The 25,529-nt window shown below is 52.3% G+C and carries 27 protein-coding genes; 21 read left to right on the top strand and 6 right to left on the bottom strand.

Annotated elements, in window-relative coordinates; translation table 11 throughout:
- Nucleotides 1-129: 129 nt before the first annotated feature.
- The 4 genes from solA to pyrC all read right to left on the bottom strand — a co-directional run bounded on the left by solA (nt 130) and on the right by pyrC (nt 3,379).
- A complete protein-coding gene (gene solA / locus EYY67_RS00255; protein ID WP_119826487.1) occupies nt 130-1,245 on the bottom strand; it encodes an N-methyl-L-tryptophan oxidase in 1,116 nt (371 codons plus the stop codon).
- A gap of 145 nt (nt 1,246-1,390) precedes the next feature.
- Entirely contained in the window at nt 1,391-1,645 is a 255-nt protein-coding gene (gene bssS / locus EYY67_RS00250) for a biofilm formation regulator BssS (protein WP_013576258.1), read from the bottom strand.
- Between the two features lie 347 nt (nt 1,646-1,992).
- Nucleotides 1,993-2,247 (bottom strand): DNA damage-inducible protein I, encoded by a 255-nt coding sequence (gene dinI / locus EYY67_RS00245; RefSeq protein ID WP_013576257.1) that lies wholly within the window; start codon nt 2,245-2,247, stop codon nt 1,993-1,995.
- A gap of 82 nt (nt 2,248-2,329) precedes the next feature.
- A complete protein-coding gene (pyrC, locus tag EYY67_RS00240; RefSeq protein WP_095921332.1) occupies nt 2,330-3,379 on the bottom strand; it encodes a dihydroorotase in 1,050 nt (349 codons plus the stop codon).
- A 223-nt stretch (nt 3,380-3,602) separates the two neighbouring features.
- Here pyrC and EYY67_RS00235 point away from each other — a divergent pair, with 223 nt between their 5' ends.
- Nucleotides 3,603-3,890: a putative quinol monooxygenase gene (locus EYY67_RS00235; protein ID WP_095921333.1), complete on the top strand. Its 288-nt coding sequence runs from the start codon at nt 3,603-3,605 to the stop codon at nt 3,888-3,890.
- Nucleotides 3,891-3,963: 73 nt separating this feature from the next.
- Here EYY67_RS00235 and rne read toward each other — a convergent pair whose 3' ends face one another.
- Nucleotides 3,964-7,263, bottom strand: a complete 3,300-nt coding sequence (gene rne / locus EYY67_RS00230) for a ribonuclease E (protein ID WP_131692576.1) — start codon at nt 7,261-7,263, stop codon at nt 3,964-3,966.
- A 600-nt stretch (nt 7,264-7,863) separates the two neighbouring features.
- On the opposite strand from rne, the gene rluC reads away from it, so the two are divergent.
- Entirely contained in the window at nt 7,864-8,826 is a 963-nt protein-coding gene (gene rluC, locus EYY67_RS00220) for a 23S rRNA pseudouridine(955/2504/2580) synthase RluC (protein ID WP_131692575.1), read from the top strand.
- A 54-nt stretch (nt 8,827-8,880) separates the two neighbouring features.
- Here the strand turns inward: rluC and EYY67_RS00215 are convergent, their stop codons facing one another.
- Nucleotides 8,881-9,483, bottom strand: a complete 603-nt coding sequence (locus tag EYY67_RS00215; protein ID WP_131692574.1) for a Maf family protein — start codon at nt 9,481-9,483, stop codon at nt 8,881-8,883.
- Nucleotides 9,484-9,625: 142 nt separating this feature from the next.
- On the opposite strand from EYY67_RS00215, the gene yceD reads away from it, so the two are divergent.
- The 19 genes from yceD to nagZ all read left to right on the top strand — a co-directional run bounded on the left by yceD (nt 9,626) and on the right by nagZ (nt 25,488).
- Nucleotides 9,626-10,150, top strand: a complete 525-nt coding sequence (gene yceD, locus EYY67_RS00210) for a 23S rRNA accumulation protein YceD (RefSeq protein ID WP_013576250.1) — start codon at nt 9,626-9,628, stop codon at nt 10,148-10,150.
- A gap of 12 nt (nt 10,151-10,162) precedes the next feature.
- Nucleotides 10,163-10,330 carry a 50S ribosomal protein L32 gene (gene rpmF, locus EYY67_RS00205; RefSeq protein WP_013576249.1) on the top strand — a complete coding sequence of 56 codons (168 nt, stop codon included), beginning with the start codon at nt 10,163-10,165 and terminating at the stop codon, nt 10,328-10,330.
- A gap of 48 nt (nt 10,331-10,378) precedes the next feature.
- Nucleotides 10,379-11,413 carry a phosphate acyltransferase PlsX gene (gene plsX, locus EYY67_RS00200; RefSeq protein ID WP_131692573.1) on the top strand — a complete coding sequence of 345 codons (1,035 nt, stop codon included), beginning with the start codon at nt 10,379-10,381 and terminating at the stop codon, nt 11,411-11,413.
- Between the two features lie 6 nt (nt 11,414-11,419).
- Nucleotides 11,420-12,373: a beta-ketoacyl-ACP synthase III gene (locus EYY67_RS00195; protein WP_095921338.1), complete on the top strand. Its 954-nt coding sequence runs from the start codon at nt 11,420-11,422 to the stop codon at nt 12,371-12,373.
- An 18-nt stretch (nt 12,374-12,391) separates the two neighbouring features.
- On the top strand, nt 12,392-13,321 hold the full coding sequence (gene fabD / locus EYY67_RS00190; protein WP_095921339.1) for an ACP S-malonyltransferase: 930 nt from the start codon (nt 12,392-12,394) through the stop codon (nt 13,319-13,321).
- Between the two features lie 13 nt (nt 13,322-13,334).
- Nucleotides 13,335-14,069 carry a 3-oxoacyl-ACP reductase FabG gene (gene fabG / locus EYY67_RS00185; RefSeq protein WP_131692572.1) on the top strand — a complete coding sequence of 245 codons (735 nt, stop codon included), beginning with the start codon at nt 13,335-13,337 and terminating at the stop codon, nt 14,067-14,069.
- Between the two features lie 153 nt (nt 14,070-14,222).
- Nucleotides 14,223-14,459 carry an acyl carrier protein gene (gene acpP / locus EYY67_RS00180; RefSeq protein WP_015690190.1) on the top strand — a complete coding sequence of 79 codons (237 nt, stop codon included), beginning with the start codon at nt 14,223-14,225 and terminating at the stop codon, nt 14,457-14,459.
- A 101-nt stretch (nt 14,460-14,560) separates the two neighbouring features.
- The gene (fabF, locus tag EYY67_RS00175) at nt 14,561-15,802 is read left to right on the top strand and encodes a beta-ketoacyl-ACP synthase II (protein ID WP_095921341.1); all 1,242 of its coding nucleotides are present in this window, start codon (nt 14,561-14,563) and stop codon (nt 15,800-15,802) included.
- Nucleotides 15,803-15,952: 150 nt separating this feature from the next.
- Complete coding sequence (gene pabC / locus EYY67_RS00170) at nt 15,953-16,750, top strand: aminodeoxychorismate lyase (protein WP_131692571.1); 798 nt, start codon at nt 15,953-15,955, stop codon at nt 16,748-16,750.
- A 14-nt stretch (nt 16,751-16,764) separates the two neighbouring features.
- Nucleotides 16,765-17,790, top strand: a complete 1,026-nt coding sequence (gene mltG / locus EYY67_RS00165) for an endolytic transglycosylase MltG (RefSeq protein WP_131692570.1) — start codon at nt 16,765-16,767, stop codon at nt 17,788-17,790.
- Nucleotides 17,780-18,421, top strand: coding sequence for a dTMP kinase (gene tmk, locus EYY67_RS00160; RefSeq protein WP_131692569.1), 642 nt, complete (start codon nt 17,780-17,782; stop codon nt 18,419-18,421). Before mltG ends, tmk begins: the two co-directional genes overlap by 11 nt.
- A complete protein-coding gene (gene holB, locus EYY67_RS00155; protein ID WP_095921345.1) occupies nt 18,418-19,437 on the top strand; it encodes a DNA polymerase III subunit delta' in 1,020 nt (339 codons plus the stop codon). The genes tmk and holB overlap by 4 nt, the downstream gene beginning before the upstream one ends.
- A gap of 40 nt (nt 19,438-19,477) precedes the next feature.
- The gene (locus tag EYY67_RS00150; RefSeq protein WP_131692568.1) at nt 19,478-20,272 is read left to right on the top strand and encodes a metal-dependent hydrolase; all 795 of its coding nucleotides are present in this window, start codon (nt 19,478-19,480) and stop codon (nt 20,270-20,272) included.
- A 338-nt stretch (nt 20,273-20,610) separates the two neighbouring features.
- Nucleotides 20,611-22,044, top strand: a complete 1,434-nt coding sequence (ptsG, locus tag EYY67_RS00145) for a PTS glucose transporter subunit IIBC (protein WP_095921346.1) — start codon at nt 20,611-20,613, stop codon at nt 22,042-22,044.
- 187 nt (nt 22,045-22,231) lie between these two features.
- Entirely contained in the window at nt 22,232-22,585 is a 354-nt protein-coding gene (gene hinT / locus EYY67_RS00140; protein ID WP_131692567.1) for a purine nucleoside phosphoramidase, read from the top strand.
- A gap of 8 nt (nt 22,586-22,593) precedes the next feature.
- Nucleotides 22,594-22,962, top strand: a complete 369-nt coding sequence (locus tag EYY67_RS00135) for a YcfL family putative periplasmic lipoprotein (RefSeq protein WP_095921348.1) — start codon at nt 22,594-22,596, stop codon at nt 22,960-22,962.
- Between the two features lie 21 nt (nt 22,963-22,983).
- Complete coding sequence (lpoB, locus tag EYY67_RS00130) at nt 22,984-23,586, top strand: penicillin-binding protein activator LpoB (protein WP_095921349.1); 603 nt, start codon at nt 22,984-22,986, stop codon at nt 23,584-23,586.
- Between the two features lie 19 nt (nt 23,587-23,605).
- The gene (locus EYY67_RS00125) at nt 23,606-24,412 is read left to right on the top strand and encodes a phosphotransferase (RefSeq protein ID WP_131692683.1); all 807 of its coding nucleotides are present in this window, start codon (nt 23,606-23,608) and stop codon (nt 24,410-24,412) included.
- Between the two features lie 47 nt (nt 24,413-24,459).
- On the top strand, nt 24,460-25,488 hold the full coding sequence (gene nagZ / locus EYY67_RS00120) for a beta-N-acetylhexosaminidase (protein ID WP_119826470.1): 1,029 nt from the start codon (nt 24,460-24,462) through the stop codon (nt 25,486-25,488).
- The last annotated feature ends 41 nt before the right edge of the window (nt 25,489-25,529 follow it).

The following is a 25,529-nucleotide window of genomic DNA, read 5'->3' as shown; positions in this document are numbered from 1 at the left end:
TTCTATAATGCTGTCAATTCGGAAAAACCAGTCTATTGATCTTGTTCAAAGTGAAATTAGAAAATTGCCCTCTCTGAAATATAATGACAACCCTCGTTAAATATTCACGAGGGCTGAAACATTCTTACATTAACTGAAGCGGGAAAGAGCGAAAGGTTTAAGATCGAAGGGAATAGGATGATTGTTACCGAAGTGAGTAACGATTTCACCTAATACGCTGGCAAATTTAAAACCATGCCCGCTTAATCCTGAAATGACCAGCGTATTTTCCCGCTGCGGCAGGGTATCAATAATGAAATCCTCGTCGGATGTCATATCATAAGTGCATGATGCACCGCGTAAACTCACCCCCACGCCCGGCAGGAAATGACGGAAGAAATTAAAGGACTCGGTGCCATCCTGAGCGACACTGGCAAAAGGTTTACGCTGTTCGGGTTCCGTTATCCATTGGCCGCCATTATGTTTTCCGAGCTTTAATTCATCCTTCACTGAGGGGAAACCGTAGTACTGATCGCCCTGCTGAGTTTCCAGTGTAAAAGCGGGAAAGTGGTTTTCTTCACTGTAGCGGCCATCGGCATGGAACCAGGCAAAGACTTTACGTAAAGGTCTGACCGGCAACTCAGGCAGGAGCTTGGTTACCCAGGTGCCAGCGGTGACAACCAGCTTAGGCGCCCGGTAAACGCCGTCGAGGGTTGATACTTCAACGCCGCCCTCCGGCCAGCTGATGCTTTCAACCGGGCAATTAAACAATTGCGCACAACCCGCTTCGCGTGCCAGACGGATATAGGCAGTGATCGCCATTTCACTTTGCAGATAGCCTGATTCCGGCTCGTAAACCCCACAATAACCGTCCGGCACCGTAAACAGCGGCCATTTTTGGCGGATTTCCGCCGCGCTGAGCGATTGCGTATTCAGCTGGTAAGTTTCTGCACTGTGTTTCACATTGCCAATGAATTCAGAATGTTCAGGGCCGATATTGAGCACCCCGCTGCGATGAAATATCTTATCGCCACTTAATTCTGCCAGCTCATTCCAGAGGGTTTGCGCCCTTAACAGCATCGGCACATAGCGCGCACCTTCGCCGTAGGCGTGGCGGATAAGACGGGTTTCACCATGATGGCTGCCTGACTGATGCGGTGGCATTGCGCTGTCTATCATCAATACTTTTAATCCGGCGCGGGTGGCGTAGTAGCCTGCCGCTGACCCGACCGAACCGCTGCCTACGATAATGAGATCGTAATCCATAATTCAAACGTTCCTGTGGTGAGATTTTTTAACAAACTGGCTACGGGCATGATAGAGAGTTTCAGGCGGGGAAGGCAAGCAGGGCAGAAGCAAAGAAAAAGGCACCAGGATGAAGTCGCTGGTGCCTCAGGCAGGGAGGTAAAGATTAGTGTTTTCGGTGGTCACTGTATTCGTACTCATTCGATTCGATCTTTTCGATGCCGGCCTCAAGAATGTTAATCAGTTGCCGCGCAACGTCGGTAGTTAACCATAAGGTTCTGTCTACCTGAGCATCCTCGGGTGTCTGGTCTTTTGAAGACAGGTAATGAAGACGTATCATCATGGCGTCATAAGAGTCGACGGTACTGATATCCCAACCAACAAGCGGGTGTGTCTGAATAACTTCATCATTTCTGTCCATATAGACCCCTTATATTGTAGTGACTGTCGTGAGTGACTATCTGAGGATCAATGCGGCTCATTATCAGGTGAGCTTTTTCAGTATAAACAGTTAAATCATTTTAGGGAGGGGTTTGAGGGTATTTAATTGTAAATAATTTGTAGCGGTTATTTATCCGCCAGAATAATCCTAAGATTAAGCGAAATTTTATTTTTATGATGGATGTTTTTTATGCAGTAATGAGGAATAAAAAACCGGACTGCGACGCCCGGTGAAATACAGAAATAGCCTTGCGGCGTGGTTTTAATAAACCTGATTATTATAAATAGGGTGAAGTAAATGAATAGCTTTTCAGAAATTTCATAGAGTTATTCATCATTCTGATTCGAAAACCAGTCATCTGCGCTTTCCCAGGTTTCCTGGAGAATTTCTTCAATAAGGTCGCGATCCGTTTTGGCACCGCCCAGTACCGACAGACTATTTGCCCCGGCGTAGCGGACCTGAATTTTATTTTCGCGGTCGGAAAATTGTTTGTTAATTCTTTTACTCAATTCACCCGATAACGCGTCGAGTGCGCCAGCAGGCAGAGGCTTGGTTTTATCGATTGTGACTTCAACACGCATAGGACCTCCTGAATAGATTTGACTGTATATTTATACAGTCAAATCATGTCGGGTGCAATAAGCAGATGAAGAGAAATCGAATTTACATCGATGTCACTTTCCAGTTCAGCGTCTGACCGGCGAGGAAGGGCACCACTGACTCGTCGCCAAGGGCAATTTCTTCAGGCTGTGTCACTGGTGTGCGGGTCAGTTCAATGAAATCCTCGTTCAGCGGCAATCCATAGAAACGCGGGCCATTCAGGGAACAGAAGGCTTCGAAATGCTGCAGGGCATTCATCTCTTCAAATACGGTCGCATAGGCCGACAGCGCCAGGGGCGCATTAAAACAACCCGCACAGCCACAGCTGGATTCCTTACGGCCTTTGGTATGCGGGGCGGAATCGGTACCGAGGAAGAAACGATCTGCGCCGCTGGCGATAACATCACGCAACGCTTCCTGATGTATGTTTCGTTTCAGGATCGGCAGGCAGAACAGATGCGGACGCACACCACCCACCAGCATGTGGTTGCGGTTGAACATCAGGTGCTGAGGGGTGATGGTTGCCCCGAGATACTGATTGCCGGAAAGCACATACTGCGCGGCTTCTTTCGTGGTGATGTGTTCGAAGACCACTTTGAGCTCCGGGAACTGGCGACGGACCGGATCCATCACTTCATCAATAAAACGGGCTTCACGATCAAAAATATCAACGTGGCTGTGTGTGACTTCACCGTGGATCAGCAAAGGCATACCGATTTTCTGCATGCGCTCAAGCACCGGATAAATCGTTTTGACATCGGAAACGCCATGCTGCGAGTTAGTGGTCGCATTCGCCGGATACAGCTTTGCTGCCGTAAATACGCCCTGTTCAAAGCCACGGGCGATTTCATCCGGATCCAGAGAATCCGTCAGATAACAGGTCAGCAACGGTGTGAAGTTATGCCCGGCAGGCAGCGCGGCCATAATGCGTTCGCGGTAGGCGAGGGCTGCGGCGACCGTGGTCACAGGTGGCGTCAGGTTCGGCATGACAATCGCGCGACCGAAGACTTCACTGGTGAAAGGTAACACCGTACTGAGCATGTCATCGTCACGAAGGTGAATATGCCAGTCATCTGGGCGGCGGATTTTCAAAACTTGCGGTGTGGCGGTCATCAGGCAAAACTCCGGCATTGAGAGACAAGATAGAGAGATCAGGTGCGGTAATGGGAGCATTAACGGCGGGGAACAAGAATAAGCGTAAAAGCGTTGTGTTGCATCTGTTAAATAAAGTCTGTATTGAAATCAATGTGTCGAAAGGTTCATAGTGGGAACAGATTTTAGTCGAAGTGCTTCCCGGTACGCCCCGAAGCAAGACCAAAAAAACAGGAGAACCATTATGGAAATCAGAGTTGTTGCCACTATTGTTGCCAAAGCAGACTTTAAGACAAAAGTGACAGAAGCGTTGCTCGAGGTCATTGAACCCAGCCGACAGGAAGTAGGCTGCCTGCAATATGAGCTGCATCAGGATCTCGATAACGACCGTACTTTTGTATTCTATGAGCGCTGGGCTTCAGAAGATGCACTGAATCAGCATAACAAGACCACGCACTTCCAGACCTTTGCGAAGAGCCTCGAAGGTAAGCTTGAAGAACTGACCATTCGTCGCTTAAAGACCCTGGCCTGAACCCTGCGTCTGGTGAGATAACATGTATAAAAAAACCCGCCGAAGCGGGTTTTTTAGTTCTGTGAGTCAGCAATTATTCTGCTGGCATCTCAGGTTTGGTCGCCGGTGCTGTCGCAGTGGTAACGGCTGCATGGCCGCCTGCTGAACCTTTACCATCAAAGTTGAAGTCTGGACGGACCCAGTCACTTTGACGCGCAGGTTCCTGCACATAAGCTGGCGCTGGCGCTTTGGTCATCGGCGCGGTTGCGTGATGTTTGAAGCGTGGCGCAACCACTGCAGTTTCAGTCACAACTGCCGGAGCGTCGACAACAGGTGCCGCTTCCACGACCGGCGCAGTTTCTGCCGCTTTCACTTCAGCGACAGGTTCTGCTGGCTGTTCAACGTTCACTTCAGGCGCGGCAACTGGCGCAGGTTCCTGAACTTCTTGTTCAGCGATAACCGGGGTTGGTTCCACCACTGCAGGCTCGTGTGCTTCTGGCGCAACGTGAACCACAGGAGTTTCTTCAACAGGTTCAGCGGTTTCAGGCTCAACCAGAACCGGTTCATCGGCTACAGGCTGCTCTGCATCAACCGGTGCGGTTTCGGCTGGCGTCTCTTGTGGCGCGGCTTCAACGACCTTCGCAGGTTCTGCGGCGGGTTGTTGTGCCACTTCTGCAATTTCTGCCATTACCGGCGTATTTGCCTGAGCAATATCAACCTGCTCAGTCAGCACTTCAGCCGTCTCAGTTTCAGCAACCTGTTGTTCAGAAGACTGAGCAACCGGATAGGTGATCCAGACTTTGCCTGATGCCATTTCCGGAGAAACAAACGCACCGGCAAGAGGCATCGGAGACTGTGTCGGGTAACGCTCATCACGATAACGGCGACGACGCTGACCGCTCACACGCAAATGGCGCGGCGAACGGCGTGAACGACGTGGCATACCATTTTCACGGGCGTTGTCATTCTGATTTTCATCGCTATCGGCAATGTTTGTCGCTTCTGCATCAGACGGTTCCTGCTCTGCGATGGCAACTGCCACAGCTGCAGGGCGGGTGCCGGTGATCAGCAGCTGCGCAGCCGCTTCTGCTTCGTGATCGACTTCTTCTGACTCGAAGCGGATTTTCTGCGATAACTGACGGCGCTGACGGCGTTGAGCCGGCTGGCGATCTTCCTGTTCCGTTTCATCGGCAACTGGCGCTGCCACTTGTTCAACGACGGCCACGTCCTGAATCTTCTCTTCAGTCTGTGGTTTACGTTTGTCTTCAGAACGGCGACGTGAACGTTCACGACGAGGTTGTTGCTGCTGCTCTTCACGAGAGGCAGTTTCAACTTCTTCGCTACGGGTTTCAGTCACAACAGGTTCCTGATTGCGACGGTTACGACGCTGATCATCACGCTGTTCGCGATTATTTTCGCGGTTATCACGGCTTTCACCACGATTATCACGATTATTCTCACGGCCTTCGCCACGGTTGCCGCGATCGTTGCGTTCGCCACGTTCACCGTTGCGATCACGACGTCCGCCCTGACGGCGTTGGTTACGGCGTTCGTTATTACGACGGTTATCCGTTTCTGTCGCTTCCTGAGTCTCTTTCGGCGCTTCAACAGGTTTCACTTCCTGCTGTGGCTCCGGTGCGAACAAGCTTTTAAGGCCACTCAGCAGACGGCTGACGAAACCTGATTTCTCTGCCACAGGGGCTGCCGGAGCATTGACTGTGGTGGTGCGTGTTTTTACTGGCTCGTCGGCAACGGCAGGTTCTTCGAAGCTTGACGGTGGGGCTTCGCTTTGCAGAGCAAACGCAGCCAGAGCCGGTTGCTCAGGACGACGACGCTCAGCCGGCAATTCTTCAGAAGGTTGCAGCATCTCAGCTTCATGGATCTGCGGAAGCAGATAGCTGAGTGCAGAGATTTCTTCGCCTTTACGCACACGCAGAACGTGGTAGTGCGGAGTTTGCATCTGATCGTTAGGCACGATCACTGCACGTACACCGCCCTGGCGTTTTTCGATGGCATTCACCGATTCACGTTTTTCGTTCAGCAGGTAAGAAGCGATAGGCACCGGAACGATAGCATGCACTTCTTTGGTGTTTTCTTTCAGCGCTTCTTCTTCAATCAGACGCAGAATCGACAGTGACAGGGATTCGTTGTCACGGACGGTACCTGTACCTGCACAACGCGGGCAGATATGGTGCGTAGATTCACCCAGTGACGGGCTGAGGCGCTGACGGGACATTTCCAGTAAACCGAAACGGGAAATGCGACCGATTTGAATACGGGCACGGTCCTGGCGAACGGCATCACGCAGACGATTTTCCACTTCGCGCTGGTGGCGAACGGGGGTCATGTCGATGAAGTCGATAACAATCAGGCCACCGAGGTCACGCAGGCGTAACTGACGGGCAATTTCGTCTGCGGCTTCAAGGTTGGTGTTGAACGCGGTTTCTTCGATATCGCCGCCGCGGGTGGCGCGTGCGGAGTTGATGTCGATAGCGGTCAGTGCTTCGGTGCTGTCGATAACAATCGAGCCACCAGACGGCAGGCGGACTTCACGCTGGAAAGCGGATTCAATCTGCGATTCGATCTGGTAATGGCTGAACAGCGGAATTTCGCCGACGTAGGGCTTAATTTTGCTGCTGAAGTCAGGACGGCCCAACGCGGCGATATGTTCTTTTGCCAGGTCGAGGATTTTCGGGTTATCGATCAGGATTTCGCCGATGTCCGGACGCAGATAGTCACGGAAGGCGCGAACGATAACGTTACTTTCCTGGTGGATCAGGAACGGAGCAGGGCGGCCTTCAGCGGCTTTCTTGATCGCATCCCAATGTTTGAGGCGGAAAGTCAGGTCCCACTGCAGGGCTTCGGCAGATTTGCCGACACCGGCAGTACGCACAATCAGACCCATGCCGTCAGGCAGTTGCAGGGAAGACAATGCTTCTTTCAGTTCTGTGCGGTCGTCGCCTTCAATACGGCGGGAAATTCCCCCAGCGCGTGGATTGTTTGGCATCAGAACCAGATAACTACCGGCCAGACTGATAAACGTCGTCAGTGCTGCGCCTTTATTTCCACGCTCTTCTTTATCTACCTGAACAATGACTTCCTGACCTTCGCGCAAGACATCTTTGATGTTCGGGCGGCCATGAGAAGAATAATTGGCAGGGAAATATTCGCGGGAAATTTCTTTCAGAGGGAGGAAACCATGTCGTTCCGCGCCGTAATCTACGAATGCCGCTTCCAGACTGGGTTCAATGCGGGTGATTTTACCTTTGTAAATGTTCGCTTTTTTCTGCTCATGGCCCGGACTTTCAATATCCAAATCATACAGCCGCTGTCCATCTACAAGAGCAACGCGCAACTCTTCTTGCTGAGTCGCGTTAATCAACATTCTTTTCATCTTAACTTACTCATTATTATTCCATTATTGACAGAGCTGCGGGCAAAATGACCTCATGACCGGGTAAACCGTTGGCCCCGAGTCTTCTCGCAAATCGTCAACCTCACGGCTGTCGCTTGCATAGGGGCGCATTATTTCGGTAAGTCTGCTTTTGCTGTATTAAAGGCACCAGCGTTGTGAAAGCAGCACTTTTATTAGGGGAATAGCTTCTGAATTTACGTTAACAGATCTCATTCCGTATGCCGGCCAAGCTGCAACCCGCAGCCCGCTAATTGCTTGATTTCACATTACGTCTTACGCCATTGCTGCGTTTTTGTGCAATCAGGCAAATCTATAATTCCTGCGTTTTCCCTAACTTAAGAGAAACAACGCCGAAAGTGACTTCATTATTCCATTGCAGGCACTGTGATAGCAAGGTGACTTTTCCCAAGCAGGTAAGATATTTACCTCAATGAGAGATGTGCCGCATTGTCTGAACCTGAGCTTTCTTAAAAAACAGGGGGTGTGGGAAGGTTTTCCTCGGCTGTTACTGGTAAAGTAAGAGTTAAGCACATAAAAATCAGTGGCGCGAACCGTGCCGGATATTTAGAATCGCGAGCCATGAAAACTGAGAATCCAACTGTACAATTAATCCCCATTTCTGAAGATGAAGCCGGTCAGCGTATCGACAACTTCTTATTAAAAATCCTAAAGGGCGTGCCGAAGAGCATGATCTATCGCATCGTGCGTAAGGGTGAAGTGCGGGTCAATAAGAAAAGAATTAAACCGGAATACAAATTACTGGCCGGTGATGAAGTGCGTGTGCCGCCTGTTCGCGTGGCTGAGCGTGATGAAGCACCTGTATCTGCCAAACTGGATAAAGTCGCTGCGCTGGCTGATTGCATCTTATATGAAGACGATCATTTGCTGATCCTCAACAAACCGTCCGGCACCGCTGTGCATGGCGGCAGCGGATTAAGTTTCGGTGTCATTGAAGGGCTGCGGGCGCTTCGTCCCGAAGCACGCTTCCTGGAACTGGTACACCGTCTGGACCGTGATACTTCCGGTGTTTTACTGGTCGCTAAAAAGCGTTCAGCACTGCGCTCCCTGCATGAGCAATTGCGGATAAAGAGCATGCAGAAGGATTATCTGGCGCTGGTCCGTGGTGAATGGCCGTCGCACTGCAAAGTGATTCAGGCGCCTTTGCTGAAGAATATTTTGCAAAGCGGCGAGCGGGTCGTTCGGGTTAATGCGGAAGGTAAACCTTCTGAAACGCGCTTTAAAATTGAAGAACGCTATGAGTTTGCCACGCTGGTGAAAGCCAGCCCGGTGACAGGCAGAACGCACCAGATCCGTGTGCATGCGTTGCACGCTGGTCATCCGATTGCTTTTGATGATCGTTATGGTGAGCGTGATTTCGATGCGAAACTGTCAGGAACGGGTCTGAACCGTCTTTTCCTGCATGCAGCTGCGCTTCGTTTTGAACATCCGGCTAGCGGTGAAACCATGCGCATTGAGGCTCCTATGGATGCCAAACTTCGTAACTGCCTGAAAATTTTACGCGGCAAAGCAACTGCTCGTTAAAAAGATCAGCTTATAAAGAGGCGCACTGGTTGCGCCTTTTTTTATGCCTCGCACTTAACGACTTTCAAGCAACGGATTGATGCCGTGTTCGCGCAGTAAGGAGAGCAGGGCAATCAGCGGCAACCCGATGAGCGTATTCGGGTCGCGTCCTGTCAGGCGGTCGAAAAGTGTGATCCCCAGTCCTTCACATTTAAAACTTCCTGCGCAGTCATAAGGCTGCTCACGATGCAGATATCCCGTTATTTCATCATCAGATAACGGGCGGAATGATACGTCGAACGTTTCGCATAATGTCTGTGCGGTTTGTGTCTCGCTGTTATACAGGCTCAGGCCGGTATAAAACGTCACGGTTTTGCCGCTGGCAGCACGAAGCTGGCGAAAGGCGTTATCAAATGTGTGCGGCTTACCGGTTATTTTTCCGTTAATAACACAGACCTGATCAGAACCTATGATCAGATGTTCAGGGTTGGCCGCCGCCAGCACGCTGGCTTTGGCTAAAGCCAGGCGTTTTACCAGCGCATCAGGTTGTTCATCAGGCTGCGGTGACTCATCAATGTCGGGAGCCGCGCAGGAAAATACCAGACCCGTTTTATCAAGCAGGGCCTTGCGGTAGAGCGATGTTGACGCCAGAAGAAGTTTTTTAGAGTGTGCTGACATAATTTTTTTTCACAAAGCGTAGCGTTATTGAATCGCACATTTTAAACTGTTGGCCGCTGCGGAAGCGAATATTGGTGAAAGGTGCGGTTTTGAGGCCTTTTTCTTTGACTCTCTGTCGTTACAAAGTTAATATGCGCGCCCTATGCAAAAAGTAAAATTACCCCTGACCCTTGATGCGGTTCGCACAGCCCAGAAGCGTTTAGACTATACAGGTGTCTATACTGCCGATCAGGTTACGCGTGTTGCCCAATCAGTGGTCAGTGTGGATTCTGATATACAAACCTCTTTGTCGTTTAATATCGACAATCAGCGCCTGGCTGTGATTACCGGCCACTCCGATGTTGCTGTGACTCTGGAATGCCAGAGATGCGGTAAGACGTTTGAACATCAGGTTCACACAACGTATTGTTTTAGCCCTGTCCAGAATGATGAACAGGCTGAGGCATTACCGGAAGCGTACGAGCCGATCGAAGTCGATGATTTTGGCGAAGTCGATTTGCTGGCAATGATTGAAGACGAAATTATTCTTTCACTGCCTGTCGTTCCGGTACATGAATCTGAACACTGTGAAGTGTCCGAAGCGGACATGGTATTCGGCAAACTGCCTGAAGAGGCGGAGAAACCAAATCCATTTGCCGTATTAGCGAGTTTAAAGAAAAGTACTTAAGGAGTAAGGTCCATGGCCGTACAACAGAATAAACCAACCCGTTCTAAACGTGGCATGCGTCGTTCACATGACGCTCTGACCACTTCCACTCTGTCTGTGGACAAGACTTCTGGTGAAACTCACCTGCGTCACCACATCACTGCCGACGGTTTCTACCGCGGTCGCAAGGTAATCGGCTGATAATTGCCTGCAACTTATTCACGTGATAAGTGCTGGCAAGGCGATACCTTGACTCGTCTAACCATCGCGTTAGATGTAATGGGCGGAGATTTCGGTCCTTCCGTCACAGTGCCTGCTTCATTGCAGGCACTGATCTCTAATTCTGAATTAGACCTCCTTCTGGTCGGCGATCCCGACGCAATCACACCTTTCTTAGCCAAAGCCGATCCTTCTTTAACAGAACGAATTCGGATAATTCCTGCTGAATCAGTTATAGCCAACGACATGCGCGCGTCGCAAGCTATACGTGCCAGTAAAGGAAGCTCAATGCGTGTGGCGTTGGAACTGATCAAAAGTGGTGACGCACAGGCGTGTGTCAGCGCGGGGAATACCGGCGCGTTAATGGGATTAGCCAAACTGGTCGTGAAGCCTCTTGAAGGCATTGAACGGCCAGCGTTGATGAGTGTATTACCCAACCAGCAACGCAGTAAAACGGTGGTGCTGGATCTGGGTGCCAATGTTGAGTGTGACAGCAGAATGCTGGTCCAGTTTGCTGTAATGGGCGCTGTCATGGCCGAACAGGTGGTGGGGATATCGACCCCTCGTGTGGCCTTGCTCAACATCGGTGAAGAGGAAAGTAAAGGGCTGGATAATATCCGAGAAGCCGCCGCGATTTTAAAAAATACCGCATTAATCAACTATATCGGCTATCTTGAAGGCAATGACCTACTGACCGGTAAAACGGATGTGATGGTATGTGACGGTTTTGTGGGAAACGTGACGCTCAAGACCATGGAAGGCGTAATAAGGATGTTTTTGTCACTGTTAAAATCCTCAGGAGAGGGTGGCAAGAAGGCCTGGTGGTTGAAATGGTTAGGTCGGATTTTACAGAAGAAGTTGCTAAAGCGTTTTAGCCACCTCAACCCCGACCAGTATAATGGCGCATGTTTGTTAGGATTACGGGGCATCGTTATTAAAAGCCACGGCGGAGCAAACCAGCGTGCGTTTGCTGTTGCTATCGAACAGGCTGTGCAGGCGGTGCAGCGGCAGGTCCCTCAGCGGATTGCCGCGCGCCTTGAAGCTGTATTACCCAAGAGTGACTGATCGTACATGTATACAAAGATTCTCGGTACGGGGAGCTATTTGCCCGTGCAAGTTCGGACTAATGCCGACTTAGAAAAAATGGTGGATACCTCCGACGAGTGGATTGTCACGCGTACAGGTATTCGTGAGCGTCGTATCGCTGCACCGGATGAGACTGTGGCCACAATGGGCCTGCACGCTGCAGAAAAAGCACTGGAAATGGCCGGCGTCAGCGCAAGCGACGTGGGTTTGATCATTGTTGCAACAACCTCATCTTCACATGCATTCCCGAGTTCAGCCTGCCAGGTGCAGAATATGCTGGGCATCAAGGATTCCGCAGCGTTCGATCTGGCGGCCGCATGTGCAGGTTTTACCTATGCACTGAGCGTTGCCGATCAATACATTAAAAACGGTGCCGTGAAATACGCACTGGTGATCGGTTCTGATGTGCTGTCCCGTAAACTCGATCCTGAAGATCGCGGTACGGTGATCCTCTTTGGTGATGGTGCGGGTGCGGTACTGCTCGGCGCGTCTGAAGAGCAAGGTATCATCTCCACACATATGCATGCCGATGGTCATTATGGCAACCTGCTGACACTGGCCTATCCAAGCCAGTCAGAGCCGGAAAAACCTGCCTATGTCACCATGGCTGGGAATGAAGTCTTCAAAGTCGCTGTGACTGAACTGGCGCACATTGTTGATGAAACCCTGACAGCAAACAATCTCGACCGTTCCGAACTGGACTGGCTGGTTCCGCATCAGGCGAACCTGCGCATCATCAGTGCGACAGCGAAAAAGCTGGGCATGGGGATGGAGAAAGTCGTGGTCACCCTCGATCGTCATGGCAACACCTCTGCGGCTTCTGTGCCTGCAGCATTTGACGAAGCGGTACGTGATGGCAGAATTCAGCGCGGGCAATTAGTGTTGCTCGAAGCATTTGGCGGTGGCTTTACCTGGGGCTCGGCGCTGGTACGTTTTTGATTTAACAGGATGATAAAAATGACAAAAATTGCAGTTGTTTTCCCTGGTCAGGGTTCTCAGACACTCGGTATGCTGGCTGATTTAGCCGCTGCGCATCCGGTGGTTGAAGAAACATTTGCCGAGGCTTCTTCGGCGCTGGGGTACGATTTATGGCAGCTGGTGCAACAGGGACCTGCTGAAGAACTGAATAAAACCTGGCAGACGCAGCCTGCATTGCTGGCCGCTTCCGTCGCTATCTGGCGCGTATGGCAGCAACAGAACGGCACTCAGCCTGTTCTGATGGCAGGCCACAGCCTGGGTGAGTATTCTGCTCTGGTGTGTGCGGGTGTACTGGATTTCAAACAGGCAATTTCCCTGGTTGAACTGCGCGGTAAACTGATGCAGGAAGCCGTTCCGGCGGGCACTGGCGCAATGTATGCGATCATCGGTCTGGATAATGACGCGATTGCCAAAGCCTGTGAAGAATCGGCACAAGGTCAGGTGGTTTCTCCGGTGAACTTCAACTCGCCAGGTCAGGTTGTGATCGCGGGTAATAAAGAAGCCGTAGAGCGTGCGGGCGCTGCCTGTAAAGAAGCGGGCGCAAAACGTGCACTGCCTCTGCCGGTCAGTGTGCCGTCACACTGCGCACTGATGAAACCTGCCGCTGAAAAAATGGCAGTGGCACTCGAAAATGTCACCTTCAGCGCACCACAGTATTCTGTTGTGAATAACGTTGACGTGAAAATCGAAACGTCTCCTGAAGCTATCCGCAGTGCGCTGGTTCGTCAGCTGTACAGCCCGGTTCGCTGGACTGAGTCTGTCGAATTCATGGCAGCACAAGGCGTTGAGCACCTGTTAGAAGTGGGGCCGGGCAAAGTTCTGACCGGTCTGACTAAACGTATTGTTGACACCCTGACGGCTGCCGCTGTGAACGACACGGCAAGTCTGGCAGCGGCGCTTGAGCAGTAATAAGAGGATGAGTATGAGCTTCGAAGGCAAAATTGCACTGGTTACCGGTGCCAGCCGTGGTATTGGCCGCGCAATCGCAGAGAAACTGGTTGCTGGCGGCGCGAAAGTGATCGGCACCGCGACCAGCGAGAAAGGTGCTGAAGCGATCGGCGAATATTTAGGCGATAATGGCAAAGGTATCATGCTCAATGTGGTTGATTCTGCATCTATTGACCAAGTATTGGCGACGATTCGAGCTGAATTTGGCGAAATTGATATTTTAGTTAATAATGCCGGCATTACCCGTGATAACCTTCTCATGCGAATGAAGGATGATGAGTGGCAGGATATCCTGGACACGAACCTGACTTCAGTGTTTCGGCTGTCAAAAGCTGTCATGCGGGCTATGATGAAGAAACGGTGTGGACGGATTATTACAATTGGTTCCGTTGTTGGCACCATGGGTAACGCAGGGCAGGCGAACTACGCGGCGGCTAAAGCTGGCTTGATTGGTTTTAGTAAGTCTTTGGCACGTGAAGTCGCTTCACGTGGCATTACTGTCAACGTCGTCGCTCCCGGCTTTATTGAGACGGATATGACAAGGGCGTTGACAGATGATCAACGCGCAGGCATTTTGTCATCAGTTCCAGCCAACCGGTTGGGCGATGCCAAAGAAATTGCCAGCGCCGTTGCTTTTTTAGCCTCTGACGAGGCCAGCTACATCACGGGTGAAACATTACATGTCAATGGCGGCATGTACATGATTTAAAAATTACGAAATTATTTGCGTTTTTTGCGGTAAAAACCGCAAAATAGAGCAAATTTGTGGTTTGACCAGCCTGGATTTAGTTGCATCTTTTTCAACATTTTATACACTACGAAAACCATCGCGAAAGCGAGTTTTGATAGGAAATTTAAGAGTATGAGCACTATCGAAGAACGCGTTAAGAAAATCATCGTTGAACAGCTGGGTGTTAAACAGGAAGAAGTAGTGAATGCTGCCTCTTTCGTAGACGACCTTGGCGCTGATTCTCTCGACACCGTTGAGCTGGTTATGGCTCTGGAAGAAGAGTTTGATACCGAGATCCCTGACGAAGAAGCTGAAAAAATCACTACTGTTCAGGCAGCTATTGATTTTATCAACGCTAGCCAACAGTAAGCGTACATGCTTTAAGTTTAGATAGTTAGGCGGTCATTTGACCGCCTAAGTTTTTTTTATCCCACGGTATTACTACTTTTTTCCCTCCCTGGAGGACACACGTGTCTAAGCGTCGAGTTGTAGTGACTGGACTGGGCATGCTGTCTCCTGTCGGCAATACTGTAGAGTCCACTTGGAACGCTCTCCTTGCCGGTCAGAGTGGCATCAGCCTGATCGACCATTTTGATACTAGTGCCTACGCAACGCGTTTTGCTGGCTTAGTAAAAGATTTTAACTGTGAAGACTTCATCCCGCGCAAAGATGCCCGCAAGATGGATGCCTTTATTCAGTATGGTATTACTGCCGGTATTCAGGCGATGCAAGACTCCGGGCTTGAAGTGACTGCTGAGAACGCGACACGCATTGGTGCGGCGATCGGTTCCGGTATCGGCGGACTTGGTCTGATTGAAGAAAACCATACCTCATTGGTTAACGGCGGACCACGCAAAATAAGTCCTTTCTTCGTTCCCTCAACTATCGTCAACATGATTGCAGGTCATCTGAGTATCATGTTCGGGTTGCGTGGGCCGAGTATTTCTATTGCTACAGCCTGTACTTCTGGTGTGCACAATATTGGTCATGCAGCACGCATCATCGCGTATAACGATGCCGACGTGATGCTGGCAGGCGGCGCAGAAAAAGCCAGTACCCCGCTGGGTGTGGGTGGATTTGGTGCCGCGCGCGCGCTTTCGACGCGTAATGACAATCCTCAGGCGGCAAGCCGTCCGTGGGATAAAGATCGTGATGGTTTCGTACTGGGTGACGGCGCAGGCATTATGGTGCTGGAAGAGTACGAACATGCCCGTAAACGCGGTGCAAAAATTTATGCTGAAATCGTCGGTTTTGGTATGAGCAGTGATGCCTTCCATATGACCTCACCGCCGGAAGATGGCGCGGGTGCGGCACTGGCGATGGAAAATGCGTTGCGTGACGCCGGTGTTTCGGCGGCGCAGATTGGTTACATCAACGCACATGGCACCTCGACGTCAGCAGGCGACAAAGCAGAAACGCAGGCGGTTAAGTCTGTCTTTGGGGCTGATGCGCAGAAAGTCATGGTCAGTTCGACCAAGTCGATGACCGGCCATCTGTTAGGCGCGGCGGGTGCAGTAGAGTCTATCTTTACCCTGCTGGCATTACGCGATCAGTCGGTACCGCCGACCATCAATCTGGACAATCCGGATGAAGGTTGTGATCTGGATTTCGTGCCTCACGAAGCACGCCAGGTGAAAGACATGCAGTATTCGCTGTGTAACTCCTTCGGTTTCGGCGGCACCAATGGTTCGCTGGTATTCCGTAAGATGTGATTCAGCAAAGTCTTTGTATGTGAAGGCCCGTTAATCGGGCCTTTTTGCTGTCTGAACCTAAAGTAAGAATGCTCTACTTGATGCAACAGTCGCGCTCACGCAGGCTCTGCTGTCTGAAGATCTTAACCATGCGGCCAGGAGGAAGTAACCATGTGGATTAACGGTGTGGCAGCAGAAACATTGCCCGCAAGCGACCGTTCGGTGCAATTCGGCGACGGTTGCTTTACGACAGCCTGCGTGCAAGACGGTGAGATCGCTTTCCTGCCACAACATATTGAGCGACTGCAACGCGCGACGGCGGTGCTGCGGATCGACAATGTGGACTGGGCTGCACTGGAACAGGAAATGGTTCTGGCTGCCGGACAGCAGCATGAGGCCGTCGTGAAAGCGGTGGTGACCCGCGGACAGGGCGGACGAGGCTACAGCGCAGCAGGTTGCTCCGCGCCGACCCGAATTGTGTCGACGTCGGCTTATCCGGCGCATTATAGCGGGTGGCGTCAACAGGGCGTGAAACTCACTCTCAGCCCGGTGAGACTCAGTCAAAACCCGCTGCTGGCGGGGATAAAGCATCTGAACCGTCTGGAACAGGTGATGATCCGCCTGCATCTTGACCAGACAGAAGCCAATGAGGCGCTGGTGGTTGACACCTCGGGTTGCCTGGTGGAATGCTGTGCGGCTAATTTATTCTGGCGTAAGGGAAATCAGGTGTTTACCCCGGATGTATCGCAGTCCGGCGTGGATGGCATTATGCGCCAGCATATCCTGCGCGTACTTGAAGCCACCTCTCCCTGGGTTGTTCACATCGTCAGTGAAACGCCGGATACGCTATCCGATGCGGATGAAATTCTGCTAAGCAATGCCCTGATGCCCGTTCTGCCGGTCAGTCAGGTTGATGATCACCATTACGCTTCGCGGCGTTTGTACGATTTCCTGCTCCAGAGCTGTTAAAAAGTGAATAAACAATGACAAACAAAAAGACCAAAATCTTCGCCCTGATTGTCCTGATCCTTTTAGGACTGGCGACGTTTGCCTACCAGAAAGTGAAACACTTCGCTGATCGTCCGATCAATGTCAGCAGTGAAACCATCTTTACCCTGCCAGCAGGGACCGGCCGCGTGGTGCTGGAAACGCTGCTGATCGATAAAAAACTGATGAAGCCGAATCCGTGGTTCCCATGGTTGCTGCGTCTGGAACCTGAACTGAGCGAGTTTAAAGCCGGCACCTATCGCCTTGAGAAAGGCATGACGGTGCGCCAGATGCTCGAACTGCTGAAAAGCGGCAAAGAGGCACAATTCAGCATTCGGTTTGTCGAGGGTTTTAAGCTCAGCGACTGGATGAAAGTGCTGGAAAAATCAGAGTATCTGAAGCATGAACTCAGCGGCAAAAGTGACGAAGAGATTGCCGTCGCGCTGGGAGCCACCGACAGCAAAAATGTCGAAGGCTGGCTGTATCCGGATACCTATCACTACACCGCCGGTATGACGGATCTGTCTCTGCTGAAACGCGCGCATGTGCGGATGGAGAAAACCGTCGCGGATATCTGGAAAGGTCGTGCTGAAGCCCTGCCATATAAAACGCCTGCTGATATGGTCACCATGGCGTCGATCATCGAAAAAGAAACGGCCGTAAAAGATGAGCGCCCGGAAGTGGCGTCAGTGTTTATCAACCGTCTGCGCATCGGTATGCGCCTGCAAACCGATCCGACCGTGATTTATGGTATGGGTGAGAAATACACCGGCAACATCACGAAAAAAGATTTAGAAACGCCAACGCCGTACAATACCTACGTGATCACCGGTCTGCCGCCGTTCCCTATTGCGATGCCAAGTGAGGCGTCACTCCAGGCGGCTGCGCATCCGGCGAAGACACCGTATCTATACTTTGTCGCCGACGGTAAAGGCGGGCATACTTTCAGCACTAACCTTGAGAACCATAACAAGGCGGTTCGTGTGTACATAGAGGCGCTTAAGAACAAGAATGAAAAGTAACTTCATTGTTATTGAAGGCCTCGAAGGGGCAGGGAAAACCACCGCACATGACGTGGTCGTTAACGCGCTGCACGAGCATGGCGTGGAAGACATTGTCTTCACCCGTGAACCGGGCGGCACGCCGCTGGCCGAGAAATTACGCGATCTCTTCAAACGTGGTGTCGACGGCGAAAAACCGACTGTGAAAGCAGAAGTGCTGATGCTTTACGCGGCGCGTGTGCAACTGGTTGAGACAGTGATTTTGCCTGCACTGGCGCGTGGCGCATGGGTTGTCGGCGACCGGCACGACCTTTCTTCGCAAGCCTATCAGGGCGGCGGACGCGGGATTGATGCCAGTCTGATGAGTTCGTTGCGTGATACCGTGCTCGGCGATTTCCGGCCGGATCTGACGCTGTATCTTGATCTGCCACCGGCTATTGGCCTGCAACGCGCCCGTGCCCGTGGTGAACTGGATCGTATCGAACAGGAAGCGTTGCCTTTCTTTGAACGCACGCGGGCGCGCTATCTTGAACTGGCGGCCGAAGACCCGCGCATCAAGACTATCGATGCGTCACAATCTATCGAACAGGTCACTGCGTCCATCGAGCTGACGCTGAAAAACTGGTTCGACGAGCAAGGCAACGCATCATGAACTGGTATCCGTGGCTCACCGGCCCGTACAGACAACTGACCGGGCAATACCAGACGGGGCGGGGTCATCACGCGGTGCTGATGCATGCGGCGGCGGGCATCGGCGATGAGGCACTGGTGTACGGTCTGAGTCGCTGGTTGCTTTGCCAGCACAAAGACGGCGAAAAAAGTTGCGGCACCTGTCATAGCTGCCAGCTGATGATCGCCGGAAACCATCCCGACTGGCATATCCTGCAACCTGAAAAAGGCAAAAACTCACTGGGTATCGATCCGGTGCGTCAGCTGATTGAAACGTTGTACAACTATTCGCAGCAGGGCGGCGCAAAAGTCGTGTGGATCCCGCAGACTGAATTGCTGACCGAAGCCGCAGCCAATGCTTTACTGAAAACGCTGGAAGAGCCTCCGGCGGGTACCTATTTCCTGCTCGGTTGCCGTGAACCTTCGTCTTTGCTGGCGACTATCCGCAGCCGTTGTTTCTACTGGCACCTGCCGGTGCCTGATGAGGCGCTGGCGATCCAATGGGTCAACCGCCAGCTCAGCGCCGATCCCATCGCGATTAAAACCGCACTGCGCCTGACCAACGGTGCGCCGTTGTCGGCGATGGAACTGTTACAGCCTGAGCGGTGGAAGCAACGCGTGGCGCTTTGCCAGCAGCTTTACGTTCAGTGCCAGCAACACGATATGCTTTCCCTGTTACCGCAACTGAATCACGACGATGCTGCGGAACGCCTGTACTGGCTGGCGACGCTCCTGCTGGATGCCATCAAATGGCAGCAGCACGCAGGGCAGTTCATCATCAATCACGATCAGCAACCGCTGATTGCGATGCTGGCCGGTGCGCAATCCAATGCGTCGCTGCAACAGTCCGTCACCGCCTGGATGCATTGTCGTCAGCAACTGCTTTCCATCGTGGGTGTAAACCGCGAGCTGCTGTTGACCGAACAGTTGCTGGAATGGGAACAGATCCTGCAGGGCAAGACACCCTCTTCATTTTTCAGTGCTGCTCTGACGCGCTGAATACCGATTTATCTAAACAGACCGTAACGAGTTAATGACCATGTTTTTAGTTGATTCCCACTGCCATCTCGACAGCCTTGATTACGACGAACTGCATTCCGGCGTAGATAACGTGCTGGAAAAAGCGCGCGAGCGTGATGTGAAATTCATGCTGGCGGTTGCAACGACATTGCCGGGATATCAGGCGATGACGCAACTGATCGGCGATCGCCCTGATGTGGCTTTTTCCTGCGGTGTCCATCCGCTGAATATCGACGAAGGGTATGATTTCGGCGAACTGCGTCAGCTTGCGGCCAGCCCGAAGGTGGTGGCGATGGGCGAAACCGGTCTTGATTATTTTTACCAGAAAGAAGCGCATCAGCTGAAACTGCAACAGGACTCTTTCCGCGAACACATCCGCATTGGCCGTGAACTGAACAAGCCGGTCATCGTGCATACCCGTGATGCACGCCAGGACACGCTGGATATTTTGACCGAAGAAAAGGCAGGGGAGTGTGGCGGCGTTCTGCACTGTTTCACCGAAGACTTACCGACGGCGAAATATCTGCTGGATCTGGGGTTCTGCATCTCGTTTTCCGGCATTGTGACCTTCCGCAACGCGGAAGCATTGCGTGAAGTGGCGCGTTATGTGCCGCTGGACCGGCTGCTGGTGGAAACTGATTCGCCTTATCTGGCGCCGGTACCGCACCGTGGCAAAGAAAACCAGCCTGCTTATGTACGTGACGTGGCCGATTATATGGCGGTGCTCAAAGGGGTGAGCGTGGAGCAACTCGCCGAAGCCACAACAGCAAACTTTTCACGATTATTTCACATCGACAGCGCCCGTCTGATCTAGCCTTAGGCTGGGTCATATTCACTGTATTTATTTTTCACCTCGTAATTAATCCTCTGAATGAGGTATCTTGGCACCGTTTTTGGCGGTGTCAGGCTGCCTTTCTTCGGATTTTGTGTTGATAAATGGCGGTTATTAAGACGTACTTACTGCATTTTTCAGAAAAACGTGACTGCCATCAAACATTAACAAAGGGAATTATTTTACCCTTCGTAAAAATTAAAAGGGGTGCTCAGACACCCGACAGCAAAAGGTTCATCACCCTTTTGCAAAGCGGTCAGTTAACACACTGCACCGCATGAAGTATCAAAAAGCATCATTACTCAGGAGCACACTCAATTATGTTTAAGAACGCGTTTGCAAACCTTCAAAAGGTCGGTAAATCGCTAATGCTGCCAGTATCCGTACTGCCAATCGCAGGTATCCTGCTTGGCGTCGGTTCTGCAAACTTTAGCTGGCTGCCAATGATCGTTTCCCATGTTATGGCCGAAGCCGGTGGTTCAGTCTTCGCTAACATGCCTCTGATCTTTGCTATCGGTGTGGCTTTAGGCTTCACCAACAACGACGGTGTTTCTGCACTGGCGTCCGTTGTAGCCTACGGCATCATGGTGAAAACCATGGCGGTGGTTGCCCCTCTGGTTCTGCATTTGCCGGCTGAAGAAATTGCAGCCAAGCATCTGGCGGATACCGGCGTACTCGGCGGTATTATCTCCGGTGCGATTGCGGCCTACATGTTCAACCGTTTCTACCGCATCAAGCTGCCAGAATATCTGGGCTTCTTCGCCGGTAAACGTTTTGTTCCGATCATCTCTGGTCTGGCTGCGATTATCCTAGGTGTGGTGCTGTCCTTCATCTGGCCACCTATCGGCACAGGTATTCAGACCTTCTCACAATGGGCGGCTTATCAGAACCCGGTTGTGGCATTTGGTATTTACGGCGTGGTAGAACGTGCGCTGGTGCCGTTTGGTCTGCACCATATCTGGAACGTTCCGTTCCAGATGCAAATCGGTGAGTACGTGAACTCTGCAGGTCAGGTGTTCCACGGCGATATCCCACGTTATATGGCGGGTGACCCGACTGCGGGTAAACTGTCCGGCGGCTTCCTGTTCAAAATGTACGGTCTGCCTGCTGCGGCGGTGGCCATCTGGCACTCAGCGAAACCTGAAAACCGTGCAAAAGTCGGCGGTATCATGATTTCCGCTGCACTGACTGCATTCCTGACCGGTATCACCGAGCCAATCGAATTCTCCTTCATGTTCGTTGCGCCGATCCTGTATGTGATCCACGCGATTCTGGCCGGTCTGGCATTCCCGATCTGTATCCTGTTGGGTATGCGTGACGGTACCAGCTTCTCGCACGGTCTGATCGACTTCATCGTCCTGAGCGGTAACAGCAGCAAAATCTGGTTGTTCCCAATCGTGGGTGCGGTGTATGCGGTCATTTACTACAGCATCTTCCGTTTCCTGATTGCGAAACTGGATCTGAAAACCCCTGGCCGTGAAGACGCGACCAGCGAAACCTCAGCACAGGGCGGCTCAGAAATGTCTGCTTCTCTGGTTCAGGCTTTCGGCGGTAAAGAAAACATCACTAACCTCGATGCCTGTATTACCCGTCTGCGCGTCAGCGTGGCGGATGTGTCCAAAGTTGATCAGGCTGGCCTGAAAAAACTGGGTGCAGCAGGTGTGGTGGTTGCGGGTTCTGGTGTTCAGGCGATTTTCGGTACCAAGTCTGACAACCTGAAAACCGATATGGACGAGTACATGCGTAACCATTAATGGTGCGTATTGACCCATTCTGAAAGAGGAGGCTTCGGCCTCCTTTTTTTATGCCTGCGATTTGGCAGGGCGCTGGCTGGCGCTTTCTGCGTCAATTAAGCATCAAAAAGCGTAATCAGGTTGAAAGGAATGGAAATTCTAACCCATACTGCGTACAACGCTTTTTACTTTGTTAAGGACAGTCAAGATGGCCGAAGAGACAATTTTCAGCAAAATTATTCGCGGTGAAATCCCCGCCGATATCGTTTTTCAGGACGAACTGGTCACCGCGTTTCGTGACATTTCTCCTCAGGCACCGAGCCATATCCTGATTATCCCCAATATCCTGATCCCGACCATGAACGACGTGGATGCCACGCATGAAGCGGCATTGGGCAGAATGATGACCGTGGCCGCGAAAATTGCCGAGCAGGAAGGGATAGCAGAAAGCGGCTATCGTCTGATCGTCAACTGCAACCGTGACGCCGGGCAAGAGGTTTATCACATCCATATGCATCTGGTCGGTGGCCGTGCACTGGGTCCATTGCTGTCTCGTCAGTAAGGGTAAACATGCGTTTTCTGATGGCGTTATTGCCGGTAATGTTGTTGATAGGCTGTAGCAGCAAGCCCACTATTGCGCTCAATAATCAACAAAGAGTGGTCATGGAATCTCCCGTTCTGACGGCGGGCATTATCCCTGGCTCGCCAACGGTGTCTGACTCCGGCGGGCAGAAAAAAGCCACCAGCACACTCAATAACAACCAGCCACACCCTGTCACCCTGCATTACCGTTTCTATTGGTATGATAAACAGGGGCTGGATTTATTCCCGGTCGCCGAAGCCAGAACCGTGACCGTTCCTGCCAACAGCAGCGTGGACGTCAGCTCCCAGAACGGCAATCTTGATGCGTACAGTGTGCGTATTTACCTTTATCTCTAATTTTCTGTACGGAGAAGGTTGATGAAAAAGTATTTTCTCATTGTGGCGATGGCCGCACTGATCCTCGGGGGTTGTACATTGCCTAACCAGCAACAAAACCAGCCACAGCAGCCTGAACAACCGCAGCAGCCGCAACAACCGTTACCGCCGGTGAACCCGCCTGTTCCGGAACAGCCGCAGGTTCAGCCCGTTCCGCAGCCACCAAAATTTGCCAACATTGACTGGACGTCTACCGTTGAGCCGATGCTGGCAAAAATGCTGAAAGCAGACGGCGTCCAGCCGGGCAGCGTTCTGCTGGTGGATAGCGTGAAAAACAGCACCAACGGTTCGCTGCAAATGGCGAAAGCCACCGATGCCTTGCGTAATGCGCTGGCGAACAACACCACATTCCAGGTGGTACCTGCTGAGCAACTGGCGTCGGCCAAACAGTCACTGGGATTATCACCGGATGACAGCCTGGCGTCAGTCAGCAAAGCTATCGGTCTGGCGAATATCGTGAAAGCGCAGTATGTGCTTTACAGCACCGTGAGCGGCGACGTGAAAGCGCCGACTATGTCGATGCGTCTGATTACCGCGCCGAGCGGGGAAATCGTCTGGTCAGGTCGCGGTGCCGTCCGCAATTAAGGCTGAACTCCGGCACCTGATTGAGCAGCATTATCCGGCGGTGAAAACCGCCGGTTTTCGTTTAACGCCGGTTGCCGGGCTGACGGGGGAAAGCTGGAAAATCAGTTCATCCGCTGGCACCCTGCTGGCGCGCCATCAGTCTGTGCAGCGGCAGGTTTCAGGCGCTGACCGGCGTCGTGAAGCGGCAATTTTGCGGCATATCGCGCGGCATCCGTTAGGTCCTTGTGTCAGACTTTACTCTCCGCCCTGGTTACTGGTGGACTGGCTCGACGGCACGCCGCTGACCCCTGCGGCGTTTGCAGACGCTGCGGCTCAGCAGGCATTAAGCCAGCGGCTGGTCGCACTGCACCGGTTGCCGCTGTCCGGCTACCGGCTGGATTTACCGCAGCAGTTTGCCCGTTACTGGCAGCATATTGACCGTCGCAGGCTGACGCCACGCTGGTTGCGCTTGCACCGTAACATGATGTCGCAGACGCCGCCTGCGCCGCTGAAACTGGCGCTGGTGCATATGGATATCCACGCCGGGAATGTGCTGGATACGCCTGACGGCCTGCGGCTGATTGACTGGGAATACGCGGCGAATGCGGATGTTGCGCTGGAACTGGCGGCGCTGATCCGGGGCAATGGCTGGGATGTGCAGCAGCAACACGTCTTCATTCAGCAGTATGTGGACGCGGGGGGGTATCAGGATATCTTGCGTTTACAGCAGCAGATAAGGCGCTGGATCCCCTGGATCGATTACCTGATGCTGATGTGGTTTGAAGTGCGCTGGCAGCAGACCGGCGATCATAAATACCGTGAATGGGCGCACCCGTTGCGACCGTGATAATCGTCTGAAAATAAAAAGGAGTGTCCATTTTGTTGGGACCTGTAATGCTGGATGTCGCTGGCTACGCGCTGGATGCCGAAGAACGTGAAATTTTGCAGCACCCGCTGGTGGGCGGGCTGATTTTATTCACCCGTAATTATCATGATGTTGATCAGTTACATGAACTGATCCGCCAGATCCGCGCCGCGTCACACGACAGGCTGGTGCTGGCGGTGGATCAGGAAGGCGGGCGCGTACAGCGTTTCCGCGAAGGTTTTACCCGTTTGCCTGCGGCACAATCTTTTGCCGCCCTCAATGCGCCCCATGAGGCCGCACGGCTGGCGCAGGAAAGTGGCTGGCTGATGGCTTCAGAAATGATTGCGATGGATATCGACATCAGCTTTGCGCCGGTACTGGATATCGGGCATATCAGCGCCGCTATCGGTGAACGCTCGTTCCATGCTGAGCCGGCGAAAGCGCTGGACATGGCAGAGCAATATATTCTCGGTATGCATTCCGCTGGCATGAAAACCACCGGCAAACATTTCCCGGGACACGGCGCGGTCAGCGCGGACTCGCATAAAGAAACCCCGCGTGACGACCGCCCGCTGGCGGAGATCCGTGAGCACGACATGGCCATCTTCCGCCAGCTTAACGCGCGTAAATTGCTGGATGCCGTGATGCCCGCACACGTGATTTATACGCAGGCCGATCCGCGTCCGGCCAGTGGTTCGCCATACTGGTTGCAGGACATTCTGCGCAAGGAACTGAAGTTTGACGGCGTGATTTTCTCTGACGATATCTCGATGGAAGGTGCGGCAATCATGGGCACTTATCCTGAGCGCGCGCAGGCGTCGCTTGATGCCGGTTGTGACATGATCCTGGCCTGTAATAACCGTAAAGGTGCGGTAAGCGTGCTGGATAACCTGTCCCCGGTCAACGCTGAACGTGTTGCACACTTGTATCATCGCGGATTGTACAGCGGGAAACAGGCCCGTCAGGATCTGCGAAATTCGGATCGCTGGAAGCAGGCAAACCGCGATCTTACCGCTCTCGACGCCCGCTGGCAGGAACACAAACAGGCTGCCCTGTAACGTTTTTCCGACCGCGTGAAGGGTTCAACGCACATTCAGGA

The organism is Rahnella victoriana, assembly GCF_004330295.1.
In the GTDB taxonomy this organism is placed as follows: Bacteria; Pseudomonadota; Gammaproteobacteria; order Enterobacterales; family Enterobacteriaceae; genus Rahnella; species Rahnella victoriana.
The sequence above is the reverse complement of the archived record's forward strand: the minus strand, read 5'-3'. Positions and strand labels throughout refer to the sequence as shown.